At 69.2% G+C, this 22,417-nt stretch carries 19 protein-coding genes and 2 pseudogenes; 14 read left to right on the top strand and 7 right to left on the bottom strand.

What is annotated here, in order from left to right; translation table 11 throughout:
- Positions 1 to 1,025 (top strand): annotated as a pseudogene (locus RJ05_RS32370) (hypothetical protein); the annotation flags it as partial.
- A gap of 241 nt (positions 1,026 to 1,266) precedes the next feature.
- The gene (locus RJ05_RS16500; RefSeq protein WP_081597363.1) at positions 1,267 to 1,695 is read left to right on the top strand and encodes a cobalamin biosynthesis protein; all 429 of its coding nucleotides are present in this window, start codon (positions 1,267 to 1,269) and stop codon (positions 1,693 to 1,695) included.
- A 170-nt stretch (positions 1,696 to 1,865) separates the two neighbouring features.
- On the opposite strand, the gene RJ05_RS16495 is transcribed toward RJ05_RS16500, so the two are convergent.
- Both RJ05_RS16495 and RJ05_RS16490 read right to left on the bottom strand, forming a co-directional pair.
- Positions 1,866 to 3,242 (bottom strand): hypothetical protein, encoded by a 1,377-nt coding sequence (locus RJ05_RS16495; protein ID WP_051016638.1) that lies wholly within the window; start codon positions 3,240 to 3,242, stop codon positions 1,866 to 1,868.
- 124 nt (positions 3,243 to 3,366) lie between these two features.
- Positions 3,367 to 4,639: pseudogene (locus RJ05_RS16490) on the bottom strand (DoxX family protein).
- Between the two features lie 362 nt (positions 4,640 to 5,001).
- On the opposite strand from RJ05_RS16490, the gene RJ05_RS16485 reads away from it, so the two are divergent.
- Positions 5,002 to 6,132 (top strand): phosphotransferase family protein, encoded by a 1,131-nt coding sequence (locus RJ05_RS16485; RefSeq protein ID WP_036538240.1) that lies wholly within the window; start codon positions 5,002 to 5,004, stop codon positions 6,130 to 6,132.
- Positions 6,133 to 6,140: 8 nt separating this feature from the next.
- Positions 6,141 to 7,268, top strand: a complete 1,128-nt coding sequence (locus RJ05_RS16480; protein WP_036538249.1) for an Rv3169 family protein — start codon at positions 6,141 to 6,143, stop codon at positions 7,266 to 7,268.
- Between the two features lie 19 nt (positions 7,269 to 7,287).
- Here RJ05_RS16480 and RJ05_RS29985 read toward each other — a convergent pair whose 3' ends face one another.
- Positions 7,288 to 7,830: a nitroreductase family deazaflavin-dependent oxidoreductase gene (locus tag RJ05_RS29985; RefSeq protein WP_081597362.1), complete on the bottom strand. Its 543-nt coding sequence runs from the start codon at positions 7,828 to 7,830 to the stop codon at positions 7,288 to 7,290.
- Positions 7,831 to 7,968: 138 nt separating this feature from the next.
- On the opposite strand from RJ05_RS29985, the gene cobA reads away from it, so the two are divergent.
- Together cobA and RJ05_RS16465 are read left to right on the top strand one after the other, a co-directional pair.
- Entirely contained in the window at positions 7,969 to 9,225 is a 1,257-nt protein-coding gene (cobA, locus tag RJ05_RS16470; RefSeq protein ID WP_373365063.1) for a uroporphyrinogen-III C-methyltransferase, read from the top strand.
- Between the two features lie 150 nt (positions 9,226 to 9,375).
- Positions 9,376 to 10,860 carry an MFS transporter gene (locus RJ05_RS16465; RefSeq protein WP_036538238.1) on the top strand — a complete coding sequence of 495 codons (1,485 nt, stop codon included), beginning with the start codon at positions 9,376 to 9,378 and terminating at the stop codon, positions 10,858 to 10,860.
- A gap of 18 nt (positions 10,861 to 10,878) precedes the next feature.
- Here RJ05_RS16465 and RJ05_RS16460 read toward each other — a convergent pair whose 3' ends face one another.
- Positions 10,879 to 11,295, bottom strand: coding sequence for a PPOX class F420-dependent oxidoreductase (locus RJ05_RS16460; protein WP_234012133.1), 417 nt, complete (start codon positions 11,293 to 11,295; stop codon positions 10,879 to 10,881).
- Between the two features lie 47 nt (positions 11,296 to 11,342).
- Complete coding sequence (gene yaaA / locus RJ05_RS16455; RefSeq protein ID WP_036538243.1) at positions 11,343 to 12,086, bottom strand: peroxide stress protein YaaA; 744 nt, start codon at positions 12,084 to 12,086, stop codon at positions 11,343 to 11,345.
- 243 nt (positions 12,087 to 12,329) lie between these two features.
- On the opposite strand from yaaA, the gene RJ05_RS16450 reads away from it, so the two are divergent.
- The 4 genes from RJ05_RS16450 (at position 12,330) to RJ05_RS16435 (ending at position 18,593) form a co-directional block, all read left to right on the top strand.
- A complete protein-coding gene (locus RJ05_RS16450; RefSeq protein WP_036538236.1) occupies positions 12,330 to 14,087 on the top strand; it encodes a proline--tRNA ligase in 1,758 nt (585 codons plus the stop codon).
- Positions 14,088 to 14,309: 222 nt separating this feature from the next.
- The gene (locus RJ05_RS16445) at positions 14,310 to 15,791 is read left to right on the top strand and encodes an FAD-dependent oxidoreductase (protein ID WP_036538235.1); all 1,482 of its coding nucleotides are present in this window, start codon (positions 14,310 to 14,312) and stop codon (positions 15,789 to 15,791) included.
- A 57-nt stretch (positions 15,792 to 15,848) separates the two neighbouring features.
- Positions 15,849 to 17,600 carry an acyl-CoA dehydrogenase family protein gene (locus RJ05_RS16440; RefSeq protein WP_036538234.1) on the top strand — a complete coding sequence of 584 codons (1,752 nt, stop codon included), beginning with the start codon at positions 15,849 to 15,851 and terminating at the stop codon, positions 17,598 to 17,600.
- Positions 17,601 to 17,780: 180 nt separating this feature from the next.
- Positions 17,781 to 18,593 carry an SDR family oxidoreductase gene (locus tag RJ05_RS16435; protein ID WP_036538233.1) on the top strand — a complete coding sequence of 271 codons (813 nt, stop codon included), beginning with the start codon at positions 17,781 to 17,783 and terminating at the stop codon, positions 18,591 to 18,593.
- Positions 18,594 to 18,640: 47 nt separating this feature from the next.
- On the opposite strand, the gene RJ05_RS16430 is transcribed toward RJ05_RS16435, so the two are convergent.
- Together RJ05_RS16430 and RJ05_RS16425 are read right to left on the bottom strand one after the other, a co-directional pair.
- A complete protein-coding gene (locus RJ05_RS16430) occupies positions 18,641 to 19,075 on the bottom strand; it encodes a ferritin-like domain-containing protein (protein ID WP_036538232.1) in 435 nt (144 codons plus the stop codon).
- Between the two features lie 124 nt (positions 19,076 to 19,199).
- Positions 19,200 to 19,676, bottom strand: a complete 477-nt coding sequence (locus RJ05_RS16425) for a hypothetical protein (protein WP_051016635.1) — start codon at positions 19,674 to 19,676, stop codon at positions 19,200 to 19,202.
- A gap of 301 nt (positions 19,677 to 19,977) precedes the next feature.
- Here RJ05_RS16425 and rimP point away from each other — a divergent pair, with 301 nt between their 5' ends.
- The 4 genes from rimP to RJ05_RS29975 form a co-directional block, all read left to right on the top strand.
- Positions 19,978 to 20,658: a ribosome maturation factor RimP gene (gene rimP / locus RJ05_RS16420; protein ID WP_036538231.1), complete on the top strand. Its 681-nt coding sequence runs from the start codon at positions 19,978 to 19,980 to the stop codon at positions 20,656 to 20,658.
- Positions 20,655 to 21,683 (top strand): transcription termination factor NusA, encoded by a 1,029-nt coding sequence (nusA, locus tag RJ05_RS16415; RefSeq protein ID WP_036538230.1) that lies wholly within the window; start codon positions 20,655 to 20,657, stop codon positions 21,681 to 21,683. Before rimP ends, nusA begins: the two co-directional genes overlap by 4 nt.
- Before the next feature lie 101 nt (positions 21,684 to 21,784).
- Positions 21,785 to 22,153, top strand: a complete 369-nt coding sequence (locus tag RJ05_RS32365) for a YlxR family protein (protein WP_194981601.1) — start codon at positions 21,785 to 21,787, stop codon at positions 22,151 to 22,153.
- Positions 22,154 to 22,264: 111 nt separating this feature from the next.
- Positions 22,265 to 22,417, top strand: a 153-nt coding sequence (locus RJ05_RS29975) for a translation initiation factor IF-2 N-terminal domain-containing protein (protein WP_156090827.1), incomplete at its 3' end; no start/stop codon positions are given.

The following is a 22,417-nucleotide window of genomic DNA, read 5'->3' as shown; positions in this document are numbered from 1 at the left end:
CGCGCATGGCCGAACTCGAAGTGCCCTCCCGTCATCTCGGGCTGATCCCGGCGGTCGAACACGGGGCCGCCGCCACCGCAGCGGTGGCCGCGATGACCGATCTCGTCGCCGCCCATGTCGATCTGGGTGCGATCGCGGCCCTGGCGGCGTCCTCGGCGGCCGGACCGGCGTGGAATCCGGAAGCGGCGCTGTCTGCCGAGGCGACAAGCGAGTTCAGCCGTGCGCCCCACCCCGGCGGAGTCGACGAGCCCAACAGCAGCGCCGGCACCGCGGACGCGGCCGACCTCGACCGTGTGATCACCTCGGCCGACGAAGAGCGCCCGCTGATCACATCGACTGGTGGAGGTCGGTGGGCGGTCGCCGGGGGACGGCTGAGCGCGGCACCCGGCGACGGTCCCGTGATCGCGATGGCCGGTGGTGCGGCATTCACGTTCGGATACGCCGAGCACCGGGAGCTGCTCGTCGCGGCGGGGGCGCGCGTCGAGGTGTTCGACCCGCTGCACGACGAACTTCCCGCGGGGACAGCGGGACTGGTGCTGCCCGGTGGATTTCCGGAGGAGCATGCCGCCGACCTCGCGGCCAACACCCAGCTGCTCGCCGCGGTGGCGGCAGCGGCCCGGCGTGGCATGCCGATCCACGCCGAATGCGCCGGCCTGCTGTACCTCACCCGCTCGCTCGACGGGCACGCGATGGCCGCAGTCCTCGACGCCACAGCCGAATTCGGCCCACGCCTGACCCTCGGCTACCGCGACGCCGTCGCCCTGGTCGACTCGCCGTTGTGGCGCGCGGGCGAACGCGTACGCGGCCACGAATTCCACCGCACTCGGCTGATCGACACGGGCGCCGACGAACCGGCCTGGGGCTGGCACACTGCCGGTGCTCGGCTGCGCGAAGGCGCCGTCGTGAACCAGGTCCACGCCTCCTACCTGCACACCCACCCCGCGGGCAACCCGGAATCGGTGCTTCGATTCACCACTGCCGCCGGCGAATTCGCGCGCACCGATGCCGTCACGCGAGCCGGATAGCGCCGTTGGCGACGGCTGGGTGCCAGCAGATTCGCTCGGGCCGGTGCGGTCGTATGAGCCCGATAGCGGGGCTCGCAGAAGGTCGGTGCCGCGGAACTCGCGCGCACCGATCCCGTCGGACGAGCCGGACAGCGGGGACAGCAGCAGTCCGGTTCCGGCGAAGTCGCAGCTGCCGATACCGTCGGAGGAGCCGAGCAGCGGGGTTGGCGGCAGGTCGCTGCCACCCCGTTCTCCCGGACCGATGCCGTTGCGTGCGTCGGGTAGCAGGGTCGGCGACGACAGTGCGCCGACAGGTCGGCTCGAGTTGGCCGTCGGGCTGGGGGTGCGCCGGGGGACGCCTGCCGAGCGGATCGTCGCCGCGGTCCGCACCGTGCTCGGCGCGCAGCCGATCGCCTGCCTCGCCACCGTCGACCGGCGGGCGGACGAGCCCGGGATTCTGGCCGCCGCTGACGAATTCGGTGTACCCATCTATTCATTCACCACCGGACAGCTCGCCGCCGTGCAGGTACCGAACCCGTCCGCGCGCGTGCTGGATGCGCTGGGTGTACCGGGCGTCGCCGAAGCGGCGGCACTGCTGGCGGGCACGGGGGGACTGGTCCTCAGCCGCCGGGTCGTCGCAGGTGTGGTGGTCGCTGCCGCCGCCTACGGCGCACCGGTGCCGGGTGGGTAGCTGCCCGAAGGCGAAGCGGTAGCTCCACCTCGCCGACGTGGTACTGCCAACGACGGCCTATCGGCAGCGGTCGTGATCAGCGCACCCGCACATTCGGAAATCCGGCGAGGGCCCATGAGCGTGACCGGCAGCCGGCCGTCCACGTGCGAGGCGAACCAGCGAGCAACGACCTACTCCAGATGCGGCGCTTGCTGCGTCCAGTGGAATCCGCGTTCGATCAGCGCGAATCGTTCGAGCGGAATCTCGTCCAGCACCATATGCACCTTCCGAATTCCCAAGGTGCCGTCCAGGATCAGCCGGCCAGGCGCGGGTTGTTCATAGGTGAAGCTGCCGAGCTGCCACTGACCGGCGGGGTCGCGGAACAAGGTGATGGTGTGCCGTTCGGGGTCCACTGCGGCGGGCACCCACGTGAGCCTGTCGTCCATGCCTTGCAGGTGGACGCCGTCGACGGTGTCGAAGACGATGCGCCGCAGCCGGGCCGCAGTCGGGTCGGCGAACGGGTTCGGCTCGGTGAGCAGCGGCGGCACCGGCTGTCCGGCGACGGAGTACTCGGCGACAGTCCAGATGCCGTACAGCGGCGAGCGTGGCCGCGCCGAACCGTAGGCGTGCCAGGCATCCCAGCCTTCGAGCGCCGTCGTCACCAGCAGCCACAGGCCGAGCAGCACCTGAAGAATCAGCGCGGCCCGGTTCGCGCGCGCGGTGCCGAACAGCGGTGAACCGGTGGACGGCGCGACTTCCCGGCCGGAGAACAACACCGTCGCCAGCCGGCGGCTCTCGGGCGCGAGTAGCGCCAGCGAGAGCAGCAACATGTGCAAGCTGAACAGCTTCACCGGCACGTCGAAGGTCATGTTGAGCAGGAAGACCTGAGCCATCGCCACGGTCGACAGCAGCGCGCCTGCGGTGACGGTGGCGGGCAGGATCAGCAGCAACCCCGCGCCGATCTCCGCGCAGCCGAGCGCGATCTCATAGGGCTCGGAAGCCGCGGTCTGCGACCACAGCACACCCATCGGGGTCATATCGCCGAACGGTTCGATCAGCCGGTGCAGCGCGAAGGTCATCTGCGACGGCATCACCTTGACCATCCCGTACAGCATCAAAGCACCGGCCAGTGCGAACCGCAGCAGCAACCGGAACCAGCCGTCCAGGCGCCGATAGTCGGTGCGCCGCCGATCGAGCACACTCCAGATCGCGGCTGCCACCGCCGCAACGACCAGCCAGCTGAACGCCGCCACCCACAGCGTGACGGTGTCGCCGCTGCCGGTCGGTGCGTACCCCAGCGGTTCCTCGATCCCGAACAGGTGTGCGGCGAACCAGTCGGTCAGTGGCGGCAGCGACCACCACCGGCCGAGGGTGAGCACCGCCGTCTCCGGCACACCGGCCGAGCGGAGCAGTTGGGCGGTCAGCCACTGGGCGGCGGTGCCGATCCCGAGATAAACGAACACGAACCGGAACAGCACGCGGGTCGGCGGGTGCCACGGCGGTGGCGCGGCCGGAGGACCGTCACCCTGTTCTCGCACCGGGGCCTGCGACTCGACCAGGGTTGCCACTGTTCACCTTTCCCGAATTCGCACATCACACGAGGTTGCCCTCGCACGCTATGTCAGACCGGGGTGGCTTCGCGTCCGGGAAAACCTGTGCCCCCATCGTTGGGTGCACAGGTTTTGCGGGGTGTCAGCGGAAGTCCGGATACTCCTGGACCCAGCGGAAACCGCCGCCGCGCAAGGGGAAGGCCGCCAGATCCATCTGATCGAGCACGATGCTGGTCGGGGTGCCGTTCAGCTCGCCGGTCAAGCGCAGTTGCCCGGGAGTGGGGCGGTCGAAGGTGAAGGTGGCGATCGGCGCCGGCGGGGTGTCGGGCGAGGGCGGCGCCGTGAGGGTGAGGGTGTGTGCCTCGGCGTCGATGGTGGCCGACACCGGCGTCAACGCACCGTCCATCCGCTGGATGAACATCACTCCTGGATCTTCGAAAATGGCTCGCTGCCAGCGATTCTCATCGGTCAGCAGCGGCGGCACCGGCTGGCCGGCCGTGCTGAATTCGCTGACGGCCCAGATGCCGTACATCGGTGATTTCTCGCGGCCACCGCCGAACTCCTCCCAGGACCGCCAACCCGTGTCCACCACCCCGACCAGCATCCAGACGCCGATCAGCACCTGGACCAGGGCGGCGATCCGGTTGGCCTTCGCACTGTCGAACAGTCGCGGCTGTGTCGCGGGCTGCGCCGGGCGCTCCAGGATCAGCATGTCGGCCAGCCGCCGCGCCTGCGGCGCGAGCAGCAGCAGCGACAGCAACAGCAGATGGAACGACAGGATCTTGACCGGCACGTCGAAGGTCATGTTCAGCACGAACACCTGCGCCATGCTCACCACACTCAACATCGCGCCGAGGGTGGCGGTGCGCGGCCAGAACAGCAGCAGGCCCGCAAGCATCTCGGCGATCCCGAGCAGCACCTGATACGCCGGCGACGAACCGACCTGCAACCACAGCACCGAGGTGATGCTGAAATCACCGTACGGCTGCAGCAGCGCGGTCAGCGGCGGCTCGGGCATCTGTGTCGGGATGGCCTTGGCGATGCCGTAGAACAGCATCTGGCCGGCCAGGCACAGCCGGATGACGGTGAAGAACCAGGCGCTCAGCCGCGGGTAGCCGGTGCGGCGCCGGTCGAGGATCGACCAGATCAGGGTGGCCGCCACGGCGACGACCAGGATGCAGAAGACCATCACTCAGATGACGGCCTGGTCGCCGCTGCCCGAATCCTCGTGCAGCACCGCGTCGATGCCGAACACCGCGCGCCCCACCCATTCGAGCCGGCGAGAGCAGATCCATCTGCCACATCACCGCCCGCTCGGGCAACCACTGGCCGACGATGCCGGTGAAGGCGAAGGTGATCTGGGCGAACAGCAGGCAGAACAGCCCGAAATAGGCGAAACAGAACCGGAACGCGATCCGCGTGAGCGGATGCCACGGACGTGGCTCGGCCGCCTCCGCGGAAGCCTCATCGTCTTGCCGCTCGAGAACTTCGACGCCGACCACTGGCAGCCCCTCACTGTGCCGATCCGATTCCTCGGCCGAACGTATCGACGGCGTCGTCGCCTCCACAACCGGATAAACCCCGAAGGAAACCCCCATTCCGGATCATTCATCCGATGTATTCGGGGTCATCCTTCCGGCGTACGAGGCGGTCGGCCGCACCTATTTCCCGCTTTCGCCGAAGGCAAACTTGAAACGCGTTACAGTTTGCGCATCCACGGCATGACGCCGGAGGCGCCCGTTCGGGTACCCGGCTGTACGGCATCAGGAGGACGATGATGGCCGACGATCCCGCACCCACCGAACAGCGTCGGCTGACCACCAGCGATCGCGACCTCGACTCCTTCGCCACCGACCTGTCGCGCTGGCTCGGCGAACGCGTCGGCGCCGACGCGCCGCCGTCCATCTCCGGTCTGTCCCGGCCGCAGGCGGGCGGGATGTCGAGTTCGACGGTGCTCTTCGACGCCGAGTGGACCGTGGCCGGGCAGCAGGACGGCGGATCGTTCGTGGCCAGGATGGCGCCGGAGGACGAATCGTTTCCGGTATTCGAAACCTACGATCTGGCAACGCAATACCAGGTGATGGCCGGGGTGGCGGAAGCGACGGATCTACCGGTGCCGCGGCTGCGCTGGCTGGAGAACGATCCCGGCGTGCTCGGCACACCGTTCTTCGTGATGGACCGGGTCGAGGGCCGGGTGCCGACGGATAATCCGCCCTACGTCTTCGTCGGCTGGCTTTTCGACGCGACCGCCGAGCAGCGGGCGCGGTTGACCGACGCCACCGTCGAGGTCATCGCGAAAGTGCACGCCATCCCCGATCCGGTGCGGCGGTTTCCCATGCTGGCCGGGCCCGGGGATGCGCTGCGCCGCCACGTCGACGCCCAGCATGCCTGGTATCGCTGGGCGCTCGCCGATGACGGCTACCGGATCCCGATCATCGAGCGCGGCTTCGAATGGCTGGCCGCACACTGGCCCGCCGATCCCGGCCCCGATGTGCTGACCTGGGGCGATGCTCGGCCCGGCAATATCATCTACCACGGATTCGAACCGGCGGCGGTGCTCGACTGGGAGATGGCCGCCATCGGCCCGCGCGAACTCGACGTGGCCTGGATCATCTTCCTGCACCGGTTCTTCCAGGACCTCGCCACCCGTTTCGACCAGCCCGGGCTGCCCGACTTCTTGCGCCGGTCGGATGTGGTGGCCAAGTACGAGGCCGTCAGCGGCCATACCGTGCGCGATCTCGATTTCTACCTGGTCTACACCGCGCTGCGGCATGCCATCGTGATGGCCAGGATCAAGCGCCGGATGATCCATTTCGGCGAGGACACCGACACCGACGATCGCGACGACTACGTGATGCACCGGGCGAGCCTGGAAGCGCTGCTCGACGGAACCTACGAATGGGATTGAGCGACACCATGACCGATTCCTCCCGCGTCCCCGGCTCGTCCCCGGCCCCGCTGGACGAATTCCCGATCCACCAGACCCCGCTGTCATTGGCCCGGGTGGCCAGCAGCGACCGCAATTTCTACGACCGCAGCTACTTCAACGCCCACAACCGGGAGGGCGGCACCATGCTGGTCACCGGATTCGGCGTCTACCCGAATCTCGGTGTCACCGACGCCTATCTCGCACTGCGCGACGGGAATACGGTACGCACGGTGCGGTTCTCCGACGCCCTCGGCGACCGGAGCTTGGACATGCGGATCGGTGGTTACCGCATCGAGGTGCTCGAACCGCTGCGGCGGCTGCGGCTGGTGTGCGAGCACGAGGAACTCGCCGCCGACCTGACCTGGACCGGCGCCTTCCCCACCGTGCAGGAGCAGCCGCATCTGATCCTCAACGGCAACCGCCCGATCATCGAGGCCTCGCGGTTCGCTCAGGTCGGGTCCTGGTCGGGCACCCTGCGCGTCGACGGCCGGGAGATCACCGTCGATCCGGCGGTGTGGACCGGCACCAGGGACCGGTCGTGGGGGATCCGGCCGGTCGGTGAAGCGGAACCGGCGGGGCGGGCGGCCGCCGAACCGTCGGGCGGGTTCTGGTGGCTGTACATGCCGTTGCGTTTCGACGACTTCGCGGTCGTCGTCATCGTGCAGGAAGAACCCGACGGCAGGCGCACCCTCAACGACGCCACCCGGGTCTGGCCGGACGGACGGACCGAGCAACTCGGCTGGCCGCGCATCTCGATCGACTACCGCTCCGGCACCCGGCTGCCCACCGCGGCTCGCATCGAACTGACCACACCGGACGGTAAACCGCTCGACGTGGAAATACGGACGGTGACCGATATCCCGCTGCATGTCGGTTGCGGTTACGGCGGCGACCCGGATTGGCAGCACGGCCAGTGGAAGGGCCGCGACTGGACCTCGAGCGACCGCTACGACCTGACCGATCCGGCCGTCGCCGGGCGCATCCCGTACGGCGTCATCGACCACGTCGCGTACGCCCGCTGCGGTGAGGCCGAAGGATGGGGGCTGTTCGAGCACGCGAGCATCGGACGCCACGACCCGACCGGATTCGCCGACTTCCTGTCGGTGGCACCCTGAGCGGCGCGCCGCCCCGTCGCTAGGCCGGTGCCAGGTCGATGACGACCGGGATCCCGTTGTCGAACCAATGCTGGTGCAGCCGTTCGATCTTGGCGCGGGTCGGCCTGCCGGCGATGTGAAAGCGATACTCGGCATAGTCGAACGGCTTGACCGCGGTGGTGTAGATCTGGCGCGCACGCGCGGCTTCGGCCGGATCGGTGATCTCCCTGGCGGCACCGGCTCTGGTGCCGCCGGGAAGCTTCAGCCGCACCTTCGGGTCGGCCCGGATATTGCGCAGCCACGCGGCGATCGACTGCTCCTTGGGCAGGCCCGTCATGATCGGGCCGAGCATCACCAGATAGGCCCGGTCGCCGTCGAGTACCGCCCGCACGCAACGGCTGCGCGCCTTACCGCTCTTACGTCCGGTGGTGGTGAGGATGCCGAAATTGGCGGGCGTACGGAGGCGGAAGAACGGTGCTTGCAGGGCACTGAGCGCGCGACCGCCGCGCGGCGAATGCGTGAACGGATTGCGGGCGCGCTCCACCGGCGCCGGCAGATCGCCCGCCGTACCGTCATCGCTCATCGTGCACCACCTGACCCGGGGTGTGACCGTCCGAACGGCTCGACGATACGCCGAGCGGCCCGGGCGCGAGGCGCTTCGGGCGCGGACCGCCCGGGTACCTGCGGCCGGTGCCGGACGCGCCCCGTAATCTCGACACTTGTGCCGAACACGTCAGCCGATATCGAGGACCAGCCAGCGGGCGACCCGAACTACCTGGTCGGGCTCGATCTGAACGGGCGAAGGGTGGTCGTCGTCGGCGGCGGGAGCGTCGCCCAGCGCAGGCTCGGACTGCTCATCGCCTCGGGCGCGGACGTGCACGTGATCAGCCGCGAGGCCACCCCGGCGGTCGAGGGCATGGCGAGCTCCGGTCAGCTGACCCTCACACTGCGCGCCTATTCCGACGGCGATCTCGACGGCGCCTGGTACGCGATCGCCTGCACCGACGAGCCCGAGACCAACGCCGCCGTCGTCGCCGAGGCCGAACGCCGCCGCATCTTCTGTGTGCGCGCCGACAACGCCCGGCTCGGCACCGCCGTCACCCCTGCCACCGCCCGCTACGACGGCCTCACCCTCGGGGTGCTCGCGGGCGGCAGGCACAAGCGCTCGGCCGCGGTGCGCAACGCGCTGCTCGAAGCGCTGCAATCGGGTGTGGTGACCGATGATTCGACTCCGCTCGCGCCGGGAGTCGCGCTGGTCGGCGGTGGGCCCGGCGATCCGGATCTGATCACCGTGCGCGGGCGCAGGTTGCTCGCGCGCGCCGATCTCGTCGTCGCCGACCGGCTCGCGCCGCCGGAACTGCTGGCCGAACTCGGTCCCGAGGTCGAGGTCGTCGACGCCGCGAAGATCCCGTACGGGCGCGCCATGGCGCAGGAGGCGATCAACACCACGCTGGTGGAGGGCGCCAAAGCGGGCAAGTTCGTGGTGCGGCTCAAAGGCGGCGACCCGTATGTGTTCGGCCGCGGCTTCGAAGAGGTCGAGGCGTGTGTGGCCGCCGGTGTGCCGGTCACTGTGGTGCCAGGCATCACCAGCCCGATCGCGGTGCCCTCGGCCGCCGGTATCCCGGTCACCCATCGCGGAGTGACCCATGAATTCGTCGTGGTCAGCGGGCATGTGGCACCGGATCACCCGGATTCGCTGGTCGACTGGCCCGCGCTGGCGCGGCTGCGCGGCACACTGGTGCTGATGATGGCCGTGGAGCGGATCGAGCAATTCGCCGATGCGCTGCTCGCCGGTGGGCGGCCCGCCGATACCCCGGCCACCGTCATCCAAGAGGGCACGCTGCGCACCCAGAAGGTGCTGCGCGCCGATCTGGCGACGGTGGCCGAACGAGTGCGAGCAGAGGGCATCCGCCCGCCTGCCATCGTCGTGATCGGACCCACCGCGGCCTTCTCCGCGGACGCTGCCGCACGCGACTGAGTGCTATCGATCCGTGGCCGGTGATCGACCGGCCCGGCTTCCGACACCCTCGGCAGTACCGGTGGCCGTACCGCCGGGCCGGCTCCCCGGCCGGTCCCGGCCCGACGCACCGGGCGGCGTGCTTGTGACCGTCGATTACAGTGACTCCCTGTGCTCGACAAAGCCGCTGCTACGACGCAGTACCCCGTGACGCGGCGGGCCTTCGGGCTCGCGATCCTCGTCCTGAGCGGACTCCAGCTCATGGTGGTGCTCGACGGCACCGTGGTGATCCTGGCGCTGCCGCGGTTGCAGGAGGAGATGGGGCTGTCCAGCTCCGGCAGCGCCTGGATGGTCACCGCCTACGGCCTGCCCTTCGCCGGGCTGATGCTGCTCGGCGGCCGGATCGGCGATTCCTTCGGGCGACGGCGGATGTTCCTGCTCGGCGTCTCGCTGTTCACCCTGGCCTCGCTGCTGTGCGGGCTGGCCCAGAACGAGGGCATGCTGATCGCGGCGCGCGCCTTCCAGGGCACCGGCGCCGCGCTCGCGGCCCCCACCGCGTTCGCGCTGGTCGCCAGCACCTTCGCGCCGGGACCGGTGCGCAATCAGGCCTTCGCGATCTTCGGGTCGATGGCGGCGCTCGGTTCGGTCGGCGGACTGGTGATCGGCGGCGCGCTCACCGAGGTGAGCTGGCGCTGGATCTTCCTGATCAATGTGCCCATCGGCGCGCTGATCATCCTCGGCGCCGTGATCGCCTTGCGCGACACCACCCATCACCGGCTCACCCTCGACGTTCGTGGCGCGATCCTCGGCACCCTGGCCTGCGCGCTGATCGTGTTCGGCGCGACCGAGGGCCCGGAGTTCGGCTGGGACAGCCCCTACGTCATCGGCTCGCTGATCGGCGGTGTGGTGCTGCTGGTGGTGTTCGTGCTGGCCGAACGCGCCGTGGCCAACCCGCTGCTGCCGTGGTCGCTGTTCGATCACCGCGACCGCAACGCCACCTTCGTCATCATCCTGCTCGCCAGCGGCGTGCTCGGCGCCACCACCTACTTCGCCGGACTGTTCGTGCAGAACGTGGTCGGCTACAGCCCGCTGGTGGCGGGGTTGTCGTTCATCCCGTTCACCGTCGGCATCGGCATCGGCGGCGCGTTGTCGTCGAAGCTGGCGATGCTGGTCGCGCCGCGCTGGCTGCTCAGCGGTGCGGCCGTGGTTCTGGTGGCGGGATTGGGGTTCGGCTCGACGCTCGACGGTGACGTCAGCTATGTGCCGACCCTGCTCGGGCTGTTCCTGGTGATCGGTTTCGGCATGGGCCTGGCCATCGTGCTCATCCCGCTGTGCGTGCTCGTCGGGGTGCCACAGGATGAGATCGGCCCGCTGTCGGCGATCGGCCAGATGTTCCTGAGCCTCGGCACCCCGATCGCGATCGGCCTGCTGACACCGCTGGCGGCCTCGCGCACGCTGTCCGAAGGCGGCCGCACCGGCAAGCCGGCGGATATGACCGCGGCCGAACTCACCGCGCTCGGCAGCGGCTACACGTTGGTGTTGTTCGTCGCGGCCATCGGGGCGCTGCTGGTCGGGCTGCTCGCGCTGACCCTGCGCTACACCCCGCAGGAAGTGGCGCAGGCTCAGCACGCTCAGGAAGAGGCCCAGCAGGCCTGAGTCCGGCCCGATCCCGGCTCAGAGCCGGCCGGTCACCTTGTGCGGGGTGACGCGCACGATGATCCGCTCTCCGTCGTTCACCCAGGCCGGGTTGAAATCCCGGTAGAGCTTGCCGGTGTACTTCAGCGACAGCTCGTCCGGCAGCGCCCGCTCCGGGTCCGGAGTGACCGTGGCCGAGCCCTTGATCTCGGCGTAGACGAAGGGCCGCTCGGGCGGGTGGATCATCACGGTCACGCGCGGATCGCGGCGGATATTGCGGCCCTGCACCCGGTCGACGGTGGTGGAGAACACCAGGTCGTCGCCGTCGCGTGTGATCCAGACGACGGTCAGATGCGGCTGCCCGTCCTTGCCGACGGTCGCGACGGTGGCATAGACGCGCTCCTCGTCCACGTACTTCTTCAGGTCATCGGACAGAACGGCTGTAGTTGTGCTCACAACACTCGCCAACACCTCGGGCCTGCGGCGCATTCCGATCGGGGAGATCAGGTGATGATGAGAAGTTCGGTGGGCGAGGCGATCTCGGTGCGCAGCCCGGCCTTGGTCGCGATCCGGGCGACGGCGCGGATATCGGCGGGTTCGGCGCGGGTGAGCACCAGCGCGCGGGCGAGCAGGCCCTTGTGGTGCTTGTTGAAATGTGAGACGACGGTGCGGGAACCGTCGGGATGTTCGGTGAGCACATTCGCGGTGATGGCGCCGGGGACGCGGCCGAGCTGCTGATAGGTGCCCGAACGCAGATCGATGACCAGCTCCTCGCCGGCTTCGGCGCGCAGCGCGTCGGGCAGCTGGTCACGCCAGACCGCCGACAGAGTGGGCAGGCCGGGCAGCTTGGAGCCGCCGGACAGGCGATAGGCCGGGATCGGGTCACCGGCACGCACCGCACCGAACAGGGCCGAGCCGATGCCGAGGCGGGCGTAGGCCTTGGCCCGCTGCACCTTGGTGAACGACCGGGCGTCGAGGGCGTCGTAGAGCACCCCGGTGTAGCGCTCCAGCGCCGGCCGGGTGGGGGAGGTGCGCAGGGCGGCATTGCGCGCGATCTCGGCGTCGGCGCCCTTACCGAGTCCCAGCGCGGTCCGCGCGGCGTCCGGGTCACCGGCCAGCCGCACCAGTTCGTCGAGCAGCCGCTCCCGCACCGCGGTGAGCTGCGGCATCGCCAGCTCGCCGAGCGCGAGCGGCGCACCGGAGCCGCCGTCGGACTTGGTTTCGGAAGGAGGGAGCAGCACCAGCACGAGCGACAACGCTAACCGGCGCCGGGCTACCGCACCGCAACCACCCCGGATGCCGCCGCACCGCCCGAGGACAAGCCCGCGTCCGCTCGCTGTGGAATGCTCGAACCGCTGCGGCGGCAGGCTATCCGGCGACCCGTTCGGTGCGTGCGCCGGGACCATTTCCGGACGCCCGTACCGGACCCGAGGCCGCAAACCCGTAATCCGCTGTCAACGGCCGCGGACCAGCGACTACCCTGTGCATCCGTGATCACCCGCCTCTCCCGACTGTTCCTGCGCACCCTGCGAGACGATCCCGCCGACGCCGAGGTGCCGAGCCACAAGCTATTGGTGCGCGCCGGATACGTGCGCCGCGTCGCGCCCGGCGTCTACTCCTGGCTGCCGCTGGGGCTGCGGGTGCTGCGGAAAGTGGAACAGGTGGTGCGCGAGGAAATGGACGCCATCGGCGCCCAGGAGATCTCGCTGCCCGCGCTGCTGCCGCGCGACCCCTACGAGACCACCAACCGGTGGACCGAATACGGCGACGCGCTGTTCCGGCTGAAAGACCGCAAGGGCGCGGACTATCTGCTCGGCCCCACCCACGAGGAACTGTTCGCGCTCACCGTCAAGGGCGAATACAACTCCTACAAGGATCTGCCGGTCACTCTCTACCAGATCCAGGACAAATACCGCGACGAGGAACGTCCGCGGGCGGGCATCCTGCGCGGGCGCGAGTTCGTGATGAAGGATTCCTACTCCTTCGACCTCGACGAAGACGGCCTGAAGGCCAGCTATAACGCCCATCGCGAGGCCTACCAGCGCATTTTCGCCCGGCTCGGCGTCGAATACGTCATCGTGGCCGCCACCTCCGGCGCCATGGGCGGCAGCGCGTCCGAGGAATTCCTCGCCGACAGCCCCGTCGGTGAGGACACCTACGTGCGCTGCCCCGAATCCGGTTACGCCGCCAATGTCGAGGCTGTGGTCACCCCGGCGCCGCCCGCACTGCCCATCGAGGGACAGCCCGAAGCCGTCGTCCACGACACCCCGGATACCCCGACCATCGCGACCCTGGTCGACTGGGCCAACAACGCGGGCCTGGCCGAGCGCTACGGCCGGCCGGTGACCGCGGCCGACACCCTCAAGAACGTGATGGTGAAGCTGCGCCACCCGGACGGCAAGTCCGAGATCGTCGGCATCGGGGTTCCCGGTGACCGCGAGGTCGACGACAAGCGCCTGGGTGCGTCGGTGGAACCGGCCGAGGTCGAGCTGCTCAGCGACGCCGACTTCGCCGCCAATCCTTTCCTGGTGAAGGGCTACATCGGCCCGAAGGCACTGCAAGCCAACGGCATCCGCTACCTGGTCGACCCGCGGGTGGTCACCGGCACCTCGTGGATCACCGGAGCCGACGAACCGGGTAAGCACGTGGTCGGTCTGGTCGCCGGTCGGGACTTCACCCCCGACGGCACCATCGAAGCCGCCGAAGTACGCGACGGCGACCCCTCGCCCGACGGGCGCGGCACCCTGGTCTCGGCGCGCGGCATCGAGATCGGCCACATCTTCCAGCTCGGCTACAAGTACACCGACGCCTTCGAGGTCGATGTGCTCGGCGAGAACGGCAAACCGGTCCGGCTGGTCATGGGTTCCTACGGCATCGGCGTCTCCCGCATGGTCGCGGTGATCGCCGAACAGCAGCACGATGACAAGGGCCTGCGCTGGCCGGCCTCGGCCGCGCCGTTCGACGTCCACGTCGTCATCGCCAACAAGGACGCCGCCGCCCGGGACGGCGCCGAAGCGGTCGTCGCCGGCCTCGACGCCCAGGGGCTGGACGTCCTCTTCGACGACCGCACCGCCTCGCCCGGTGTGAAGTTCAAGGACGCCGAACTGCTCGGCATGCCGTGGGTGCTCGTCATCGGCCGCGGCTGGGCCGACGGGAAGGTCGAACTCCGCAACCGTTTCACCGGCGAATCCGAGGACATCCCCGCCGATTCCGCGGTGGACGCGGTGATCGCCAAGATCCGCGGCTGAGCCTGTCACCACGCCCGCGCCCCCGGCTCCGCCATGGACCGGGGGCGTCGGCATCGCAGGGGGCGGTTCTCGGCTGCGCCGGCTACTTCCGCAGGCCGTCGTCTCGCCGACGCGACAGCGGCTCCCGCTGAGAGGGATTCGACAGGCGCGCACACCCGTGCCGCCGAGCACCATGGCCGTGGACTCCGTAGGGAGATCACCGGCTGTGGAAAGGAATTCGCTATGGGTGCCGTGCGGTTCGACGAGGAATTCGACGTGGTGGTCCTCGGTGTCGGGGCGGCCGGGGCTGCCGCGGCATTGAGCGCGCATGCCGCGGGTGCGCGGGTCGTGGTGCTGGACAAGGCAGACCCGGCCACAGCCGGCGGCAACACCCGGGTGTCCGGGGCGGGCTGGTTCATCAATCGCGACCCGGAGCGGGCGGCGGTCTTCCTACGGTCGCTGTGCGGGCCGTACCCGGTCGCCGATGACGTCGTCGAAGCGTGGGCGCGGGAGACGGCGCTCAACTCCACCTGGCTGCGCTCGCTCGGTGCCGAGGTGGGCGCGAGCGCCCAGTACCACACCGAGGCCGAATACCTGCGCCTCGACGGCAGTGACTGCTACGGGGGCATGGACACCGTCGGCGCGCAGATGGGCAACTTCTTGCTCTACGACTTCCTGCTCGGCGCCCTCACCGAGCGCGGCATCGAGGTGCGGTTCAGCACGCCCGCGGTCGAGCTGATCACCGAGGACGAGGCGGTGGCGGGGGTGCGTACCGGCGACGGCCGCCGGCTCCGGGCGCACGGCGGTGTCGTGCTGGCGACCGGCGGTTTCGCGGCGAATCCGCGGATGGTCCGCGACTACCTGGGCCTGACCGGTGCGCCGATCTGGGGATCACCGCACAGTACCGGCGACGGCCACCGCATGGCCCAGCGTCTCGGCGCCGACCTGTGGCATATGGGCAACATGATGACGATCACCGGTGTGCGCGTCGACGACGGGCCCGGCGCGTTCCTCGCCCTGTGGGCGGCCCACCACTATCTGTTCGTCGGCGCCGATGGCCGGCGATTCGTCGATGAGACCGCCGAGAACCGGCACGGCCACATCGAGCGCAACGGCGATCTGGAACTGTTCCCGCTGCGCCCGTTCCACCTGATCTTCGACGAACGGATGCGCACGGCGGGCCCGCTGAGCCCGAGCCGGGAAGTGCTGCCCGTCGGCTGGAAACTGCTGATGGAGGACTTCGGCTGGAGCGCCGACAACAGCTCCGAGATCGAGCGCGGGCTGATCCGGCGCGCGGATTCCATCGCCGAACTCGCCGGCCTCATCGGCGTCGACCCGGCAATCCTTGAACGCACCATCGCCCGCTACAACAAGGCCTGCGAATACGGTCGCGACGACAGCTTCGGCCGGGATCCGCGGACCCTGGCGCCGGTGTCGCAGCCACCGTTCTATGTCCTGGAGGTCGCGCCACTGCTCGGCTGGAGCAACGGCGGCCCGCGCCGCGACGGCCGCGCCCGGGTACTCGACGTGGCCGGTGCGGCGATCGCCGGACTGTACGCCGCAGGTGAGGTGAGCTCGACCTACAGCTGGGCCAAGGACGGCGGCTTCCACATCGCCGACGCCCTGGCCTTCGGCCGGGTCGCGGGCCGGGAGGCCGCCGCTCGCGCGGACGTGGCACCCGCACGACAACTCGGGGCCCGCAGCGTCGAACCTACGGTTACGTAGGGGAAATGGCCTGGTCAGGCCGGTGAAACAGTGCTACCCACTGGTAGGTTGACGCCCATGACGAGCTCTGAGGCGTTGTTGTTCAATCCGGCCACCTACGATCCGCAGCATTTCGATGCCGAGACCAGGCGGTTGTTGCGGGCGACCATCGAGTGGTTCGAACAGCGCGGCAAGCAGCGGCTGCTCGCCGACGACGACGCAGCGGTCTTCACCTCGGACTTCCTGGAGTTCGTCAAGCGGGAGAAGCTGTTCGCGACCTTCCTCACCCCGTCCGCCTACGCCGACGGCGACCCGAACCGCCGCTGGGACGCGGCACGCAATGCCGCGCTGTCGGAGATCTTCGGCTTCTACGGGCTGGCCTACTGGTACGCCGAGCAGGTCACCATCCTCGGCCTCGGCCCGATCTGGCAGAGCGACAACGAGGCCGCCAAGCAGCGCGCGGCCCGGGATCTGGCCGCCGGTGAGGTGATGGCGTTCGGGCTGTCCGAGCGTGCGCACGGCGCCGACATCTACAACACCGACCTGGTGCTCACCCCGACCGAGCCGGGCAGCGCCGACGCCGAGGCAGGCATCCTGTTCCGCGCCAACGGCGAGAAGTACTACATCGGCAACGGCAACGTCGCGAGCATGGTGTCGGTGTTCTCCCGCCGCGCCGACATCGAGGGCGCCGACGGCTACGTCTGGTTCGCCGCCGACAGCAGGCACGAGAACTACCACCTGATCCGCAATGTGGTTCATCAGCAGATGTATGTGAGCACCTTCCGGTTGGAGAACTACCCGGTGCGTGCCGAGGACATCCTGCACACCGGGCCGGAGGCGTTCAGCGCCGCGCTCAACACCGTCAACGTCGGCAAGTTCAACCTCTGCCACGGCGGCATCGGCATGGTCGAGCATTCGTTCTACGAGGCGATCACTCACGCCAACAACCGCATCCTCTACGGCAACCCGGTCACCGACTTCCCGCATGTGCGCACCAATTTCGTCGACGCCTACGCCCGCATCGTGGCGATGAAGCTGTTCAGCGACCGCGCCGTGGACTACTTCCGCAGCGCGAGCCTCGACGACCGCCGCTACCTGCTGTTCAACCCGATGACCAAGTCGAAGGTGACGTCCGAGGGTGAGGTCGTGATGACCTTGCTGCTGGATGTGCTCGCGGCCAAGGGTTTCGAGAACACCACCTACTTCGCGCAGGTGGCCCGGCTGATCAACACCCTGCCCCGGCTCGAGGGCACGGTGCACGTCAATGTCGGCCAGATCCTGAAGTTCATGCCGAACTACCTGTTCAACCCGAAGGAATACCCGGAGATCGGCACTCGCCTCGACGCCGCCGACGACGAGTTCTTCTGGCATCAGGGCCCGGCGCGCGGTGCGGGCAAGGTGCAGTTCGCCGACTGGACCCAGGTCTACGACAAGCACACCGACATCGCGAACGTCGCCCGCTTCTACGAGCAGGCCCAGGCTCTGCGCACCCTGCTCACCACCGCGGCGCCCGACGCCGACCAGCAGCGTGACCTGGACTTCATGCTCACCGTCGGGCACCTGTTCTCGCTGGTGGTCTACGGTCAGCTGATCCTCGAGCAGGCGGCCATCACCGGCCTGAACCCGGACCTGCTCGCCCAGATCTTCGACTTCCAGATCCGCGACTTCAACACCTACGCCACCACCCTCTACGGCAAGCCCTCGGCCACCGAGGCCCAGCGGCAGTGGGCACTCGGCGCCTTGCGCACCCCCGCGGCCGACCGGGACCGCTTCGACCGGGTGTGGAGCGAGGTCGCCTCCTACGACGGGGCCTACGCGATGCGCCCCTGAGCGCGGATCCGAGTCCTGTCACGCCGGATCAGGCGATAGGGCAGCCGAACAGGTCCCAGCACGCCCCCACCGACTCGGTGTGGGCGTGCTGGTGTCTCGTGTGGAAATCGCCATGTGCGCGCGCCGGTGAACCCTGGCAAGAATGGCGGAGCAGGCTCATTCGATCAGGGAGGATTCGCGGTGACGATCTTGGTGACCGGCGCGACCGGAAACATCGGCCGGAAGGTCGTGGATCAGCTGCTGGCACGCGGTGCGACCGGGGTGCGCGCCCTGACCACCAACCCGGCCAAGGCGGCGTTGCCCCCGGAAGTCGAAGTGGCCCACGGATATGTGCGGCGGGTCGAGACCCTGCCCGCCGCCTTGGAGGGCGTGGACAGTCTGTACCTCGCGCCGGCCCCCGACACCGTCGGCGAGGTATTGGCGCTGGCCCGGGCGGCGGGCGTGCGACACGTGGTCGACCTGTCCGGCGAGCCGGAGAGCTGGTGGGGGAGTGTGACAGCCGCGGTCGAGGCCAGTGGGGTGGCGTGGACGCACCTGTGGCCAGGCGACTTCATGGAGAACACCCAGACCTGGGCACAGCAGATCCGTGATACCGGCGCGGTGCGGGAACCGTACCCCGACATCGCCAGCGCGCCGATCGCGATGGACGATATCGCGGCTGTCGCCGCGGTGGCACTGCTGGACAGCGACGCCCACCTCGGCAAGGCCCACTGGCTGGCCGGCCCCGAAATCCTGACCAGGCGGGAGCTGGTGCGTCAGCTCGGTACGGCCCTCGGCCGCGAGATCGAGTTCCTGCGGGTCTCCCGCGACGAAGCGGTGGTCGCGCTGACGCCGAGCATGGGCGAGAACGCCGAATGGTACGTCGATAATGTGCTCGGCGGCGGCGAAGAGAATCCCACCGCCCCGACGGGCAGCGTGGAACAGCTCACCGGGCGTCCCGCCATCACCTTCGCCCAGTGGGCGAAGGAGAACGCCGCGGCCTTCGACGTGTAGCCGCGCATCGATGCGACGCGGTACGCGCCTGTGGTCCGTCGCCGGTGTTACGGCTGACCGGGGAACGGTGTGGTGGGCGGCGAGACTCCGAGAATCGACTGCCAGACCGCAAGGCGCAGAGCGCATTCGGTCAGCGCGTCGGTACCCATACGCCGGGTGAGCTCCGACTCGCCCTGCTCGACCACCGAACGCCACGCCACGGCGGTATCGGACTCGACGGTCGCGGCCAGTTGCGCGGCGGCGACCGGATCGATCACCGGGAACGGCATCGTGTAAGCGGCATCCGGTGGTGGCGCCGTGATGTCGGCGGCCTCGACGGCGTCGATGGTGGTGTCGCGGCGGGCCCGATGGGCGGCGGTGTTCTCGGCCACCAATCGAGCGCGCTCCGGGGAGGCGTAGGCGGCGATCAGGCCGTAGGCGTACACGGCCGCGTGTTCGGCGCTCAGCGCGTCGAGCAGGGCGCGACGCTCGGACTCGGTCATGCGGGGTCCTTCGTGGCGGGTACGGGAAGCGGCTCGCTCATGCAGCGTCCATTTCGGCATGTTCGAGGGCCACTGCCTGGTAACGCAAGCTGCCTCCTCCGCGGCGTGACTCGGCCTGACTCGCTCATGCCAGCAGCACTTCGGCGTGCACCGCGCAGGCGGCGCTGATCGAGGCGAGCAACCCGGCCCGGTAGTCGGACAGGGTCGAGGCCAGATCGGCGGCCGCGCGCTGGGATGCGGCCAGCTGATCGCGCAGCGTGGCGACATCGACCGGCGCCGCGGGCGCGACGGTCACCTCGGGCTGGCGGCGGCTGGGCAGCGTGCCGTCGCCGTAGACGCCGACGAGACGGTCGATCTCGGTCCGCAGCGCCTCGGCGTGCGCGGTGCGCTCGGAAGCGATCAGCGTCAGTGCGCCGTGCCGCTGCGGGTCGAGGGCGATGGCCGCGGTCGCCGCGGCGGCATCGGTGCGCGCCAGAAGTTCCTGGGTGAGAAGCGGATCGGGTTCGAGCTCCGATTCCTGCGCGCATCCCGTGGCCGCGGCGAGCGCGGCGGCACCCACCGCGCCGGTGCCGGCCAGCCGTAGCGCGGTGCGCCGGTTCACCGGACGGAAACGGGAAGCGTGCCGAGCGATCGGTATGCCGGAAATACACCCGGCCTCGGACCGGATGGGAAGGCGGTTGGGCACCGCACTATCGTGCCAGACGCGCGGGCGTCGACCGCGCACGGACGGCGCCGGGTCCGTCGCCGTCATCCCTTCCGGCGCTGCGTGCCCCGGCGGCGATGCCACGGGCTGGGGAACTTGCTTGTAGCCGATCGTCCTTTACACTCTCCGGGCGCGTTACGCTAGACCTTCGGTACAGAAATTTCCGCTCGCGCCACAACTGAACCAGGAGCCGCCCCACATGCCCATGCCGACCGAGGAAAGGGTGAGCCAGCTCGTTGCTGGCCCCGTCGAACGCCGGGGATTCGATCTCGAGGGCGTCGAGATCTCGACGGCCGGACGGCATGCCGATGCCCAGGCTCGGGTTCGGGTGATCGTGGACAGCGACGACCCCGCCGACCTCGACGCCATCGCCGAACTCAGCAACGAACTCTCGGCCCAGCTCGACGACGCCGGCGATTTCGGCGAGTCGCCGTACCTGCTCGAGGTCTCCACTCCCGGCATCGACCGCCCGCTGAGCACCGACCGGCATTGGCGGCGAGCCCAGGGCCGGAAGGTGCGAGTAACGCTGCGCCCCGGCGCCGAACCGCCCGATCCCGGCGGCAAAGCGACCTTCGATGCGCGCGTGGGCAAGCTCGCCGGTGACGCCATCGCGCTCGTGCTCGGCGGCAAGGCCAAACCACATCGGGTCACTGTCCCGCTCGCCGATATCGCCACCGCCGTCGTCCAGGTGGAGTTCTCTCCGCCGAGCCCCCGTGAGCTCGAACTCGCCGGCGGCGTCGCGCCGGGCAGGCCCGTCCCCGGCAGCGAGCCGGCCACAACTGTTCCCGCGGGAGAGGACGCCGCGGACACCAGAGGAACCAGCGGGGCGTCGCCCCAGTCTGTTGCAGCGTCCGATTCGATCGAAGGGACCGTGGAATGAACATCGAAATCGAAGCCTTGCGCGCGATCGTCGCCGACAAGGGGATCTCGATCGAGACCGTGATCTCCGCGATCGAGTCCGCGCTGCTGACCGCCTACCGGCATACCGAGGGCCATCAGCCCAACGCGCGCATCGACATCAACCAGAAGACCGGCGTGGTCCGGGTGATGGCGCGCGAACTCGACGCCGACGGCGACGTCATCTCCGAATGGGACGACACCCCGGAGGGTTTCGGCCGCATCGCCGCCACCACGGCACGCCAGGTGGTGTTGCAGCGGCTGCGCGATGCCGAGAACGAGAAGTCCTTCGGCGAATTCTCCACCCATGAGGGCGATATCGTCGGCGGCGTCGTCCAGCGTGATGCCCGCGCCAACGCCCGCGGCACCGTCGTGGTGCGCATCGGCAGCGAACTGCACGGTGCCGAGGGCCTGATCCCGCCCGCCGAGCAGGTGCCGGGTGAGACCTATGAGCACGGCGACCGGATCAAGTGCTATGTCGTCGGCGTCTCGCGCGGCCCGCGTGGCCCGCAGATCACCCTCTCGCGTACGCACCCGAATCTGGTGCGGCGGCTGTTCGCGCTGGAGGTGCCCGAGATCGCCGACGGGTCGGTGGAGATCGTCGCCGTCGCCAGGGAGGCGGGCCACCGGTCCAAGATCGCGGTCCGCTCCACCGTCGCGGGCGTCAACGCCAAGGGCGCGTGCATCGGGCCGATGGGTCAGCGTGTGCGCAATGTGATGAGCGAGCTGGCCGGGGAGAAGATCGACATCATCGATTACGCCGACGATCCGGCCACCTTCGTCGGTAATGCGCTCTCCCCATCGAAGGTGGTGTCGGTCACAATCGTGGACCCGGATGCGCGGGCCGCGCGCGTTGTCGTCCCCGATTTCCAGCTGTCGCTGGCCATCGGCAAGGAGGGCCAGAACGCCCGCCTGGCCGCCCGGCTGACCGGCTGGCGCATCGATATCCGCAGCGACGCCGCCCCCGACACCGGCGGTGGCGTGCGCACGGAAGCCCAGCACAGTTGACCCACTCGCGACGCGTGCGGCCCGGCGCGGCGCCGCGGGGAACAACCGGCCGGGATGACATGTTGGTAACTTCGGCAGGGGCGGGGTTCGGTGATCGGACCGTGGCAGCGGTAGAGTGGTCCAAGGTTCAGCACGAGCCACCGGCTTCCCCGCCCGAACGCACCACCGAGCACGACCAGGCGCCCCAGCGCCCGGCAGCTCCGGTGCGAACGTGTATCGGATGCCGTAAGCGCGAGCTGGCCGCCGATCTGTTGCGGATCGTGGCCCGGAACGGCAGCGGAAACGTTGTCGAGATCGTGCCCGACCCGCGGCGCAGACTTCCCGGACGGGGTGCCTGGTTGCACCCCTTTTCGGCTTGTCTGAGCCTTGCGGTTCGGCGCCGAGCGATCGGCAGAGCACTACGAGTGTCCGGACATCTGGATATCTCAGCCCTGGAGCATTACCTCGAGAACAGGCACGAGCACTCATGAGCACACCGTGAAGTACCAACGATGAACGTCCATCGGAGATAACCCGAGGTCGTGCGGGCCGCCGTCCCCTGAACAACGGTGGCGCTGCTCGACCTCTCAGTGAGGAGAGCAGTGGCAGGCAAGGCCCGCGTGCACGAGTTGGCCAAAGAACTCGGTGTCACGAGCAAGGAACTACTCGCAACGCTCAAGGAGCAAGGCGAGTTCGTGAAGTCGGCGTCGTCGACGGTGGAAGCACCCGTCGCACGTCGGCTGCGTGAATCGTTC

This window comes from Nocardia cyriacigeorgica NBRC 100375, assembly GCF_000308555.1.
In the GTDB taxonomy this organism is placed as follows: Bacteria; Actinomycetota; Actinomycetes; order Mycobacteriales; family Mycobacteriaceae; genus Nocardia; species Nocardia cyriacigeorgica.
Note: the sequence above shows the minus strand (reverse complement) of the source record. Positions and strands in the feature narration are given on the sequence as shown.

Bases quoted from the DNA above. Each gene is read 5' to 3' on its own strand.
- RJ05_RS16500 (WP_081597363.1), top strand. From the start codon at position 1,267: ATGCCGTTGCGTGCGTCGGGTAGCAGGGTCGGCGACGACAGTGCGCCG.
- RJ05_RS16485 (WP_036538240.1), top strand. From the start codon at position 5,002: ATGGCCGACGATCCCGCACCCACCGAACAGCGTCGGCTGACCACCAGC.
- RJ05_RS16480 (WP_036538249.1), top strand. From the start codon at position 6,141: ATGACCGATTCCTCCCGCGTCCCCGGCTCGTCCCCGGCCCCGCTGGAC.
- RJ05_RS29985 (WP_081597362.1), bottom strand. From the start codon at position 7,830: ATGAGCGATGACGGTACGGCGGGCGATCTGCCGGCGCCGGTGGAGCGC.
- RJ05_RS16445 (WP_036538235.1), top strand. From the start codon at position 14,310: ATGGGTGCCGTGCGGTTCGACGAGGAATTCGACGTGGTGGTCCTCGGT.
- RJ05_RS16440 (WP_036538234.1), top strand. From the start codon at position 15,849: ATGACGAGCTCTGAGGCGTTGTTGTTCAATCCGGCCACCTACGATCCG.
- RJ05_RS16430 (WP_036538232.1), bottom strand. From the start codon at position 19,075: ATGACCGAGTCCGAGCGTCGCGCCCTGCTCGACGCGCTGAGCGCCGAA.
- rimP (WP_036538231.1), top strand. From the start codon at position 19,978: ATGCCCATGCCGACCGAGGAAAGGGTGAGCCAGCTCGTTGCTGGCCCC.
- nusA (WP_036538230.1), top strand. From the start codon at position 20,655: ATGAACATCGAAATCGAAGCCTTGCGCGCGATCGTCGCCGACAAGGGG.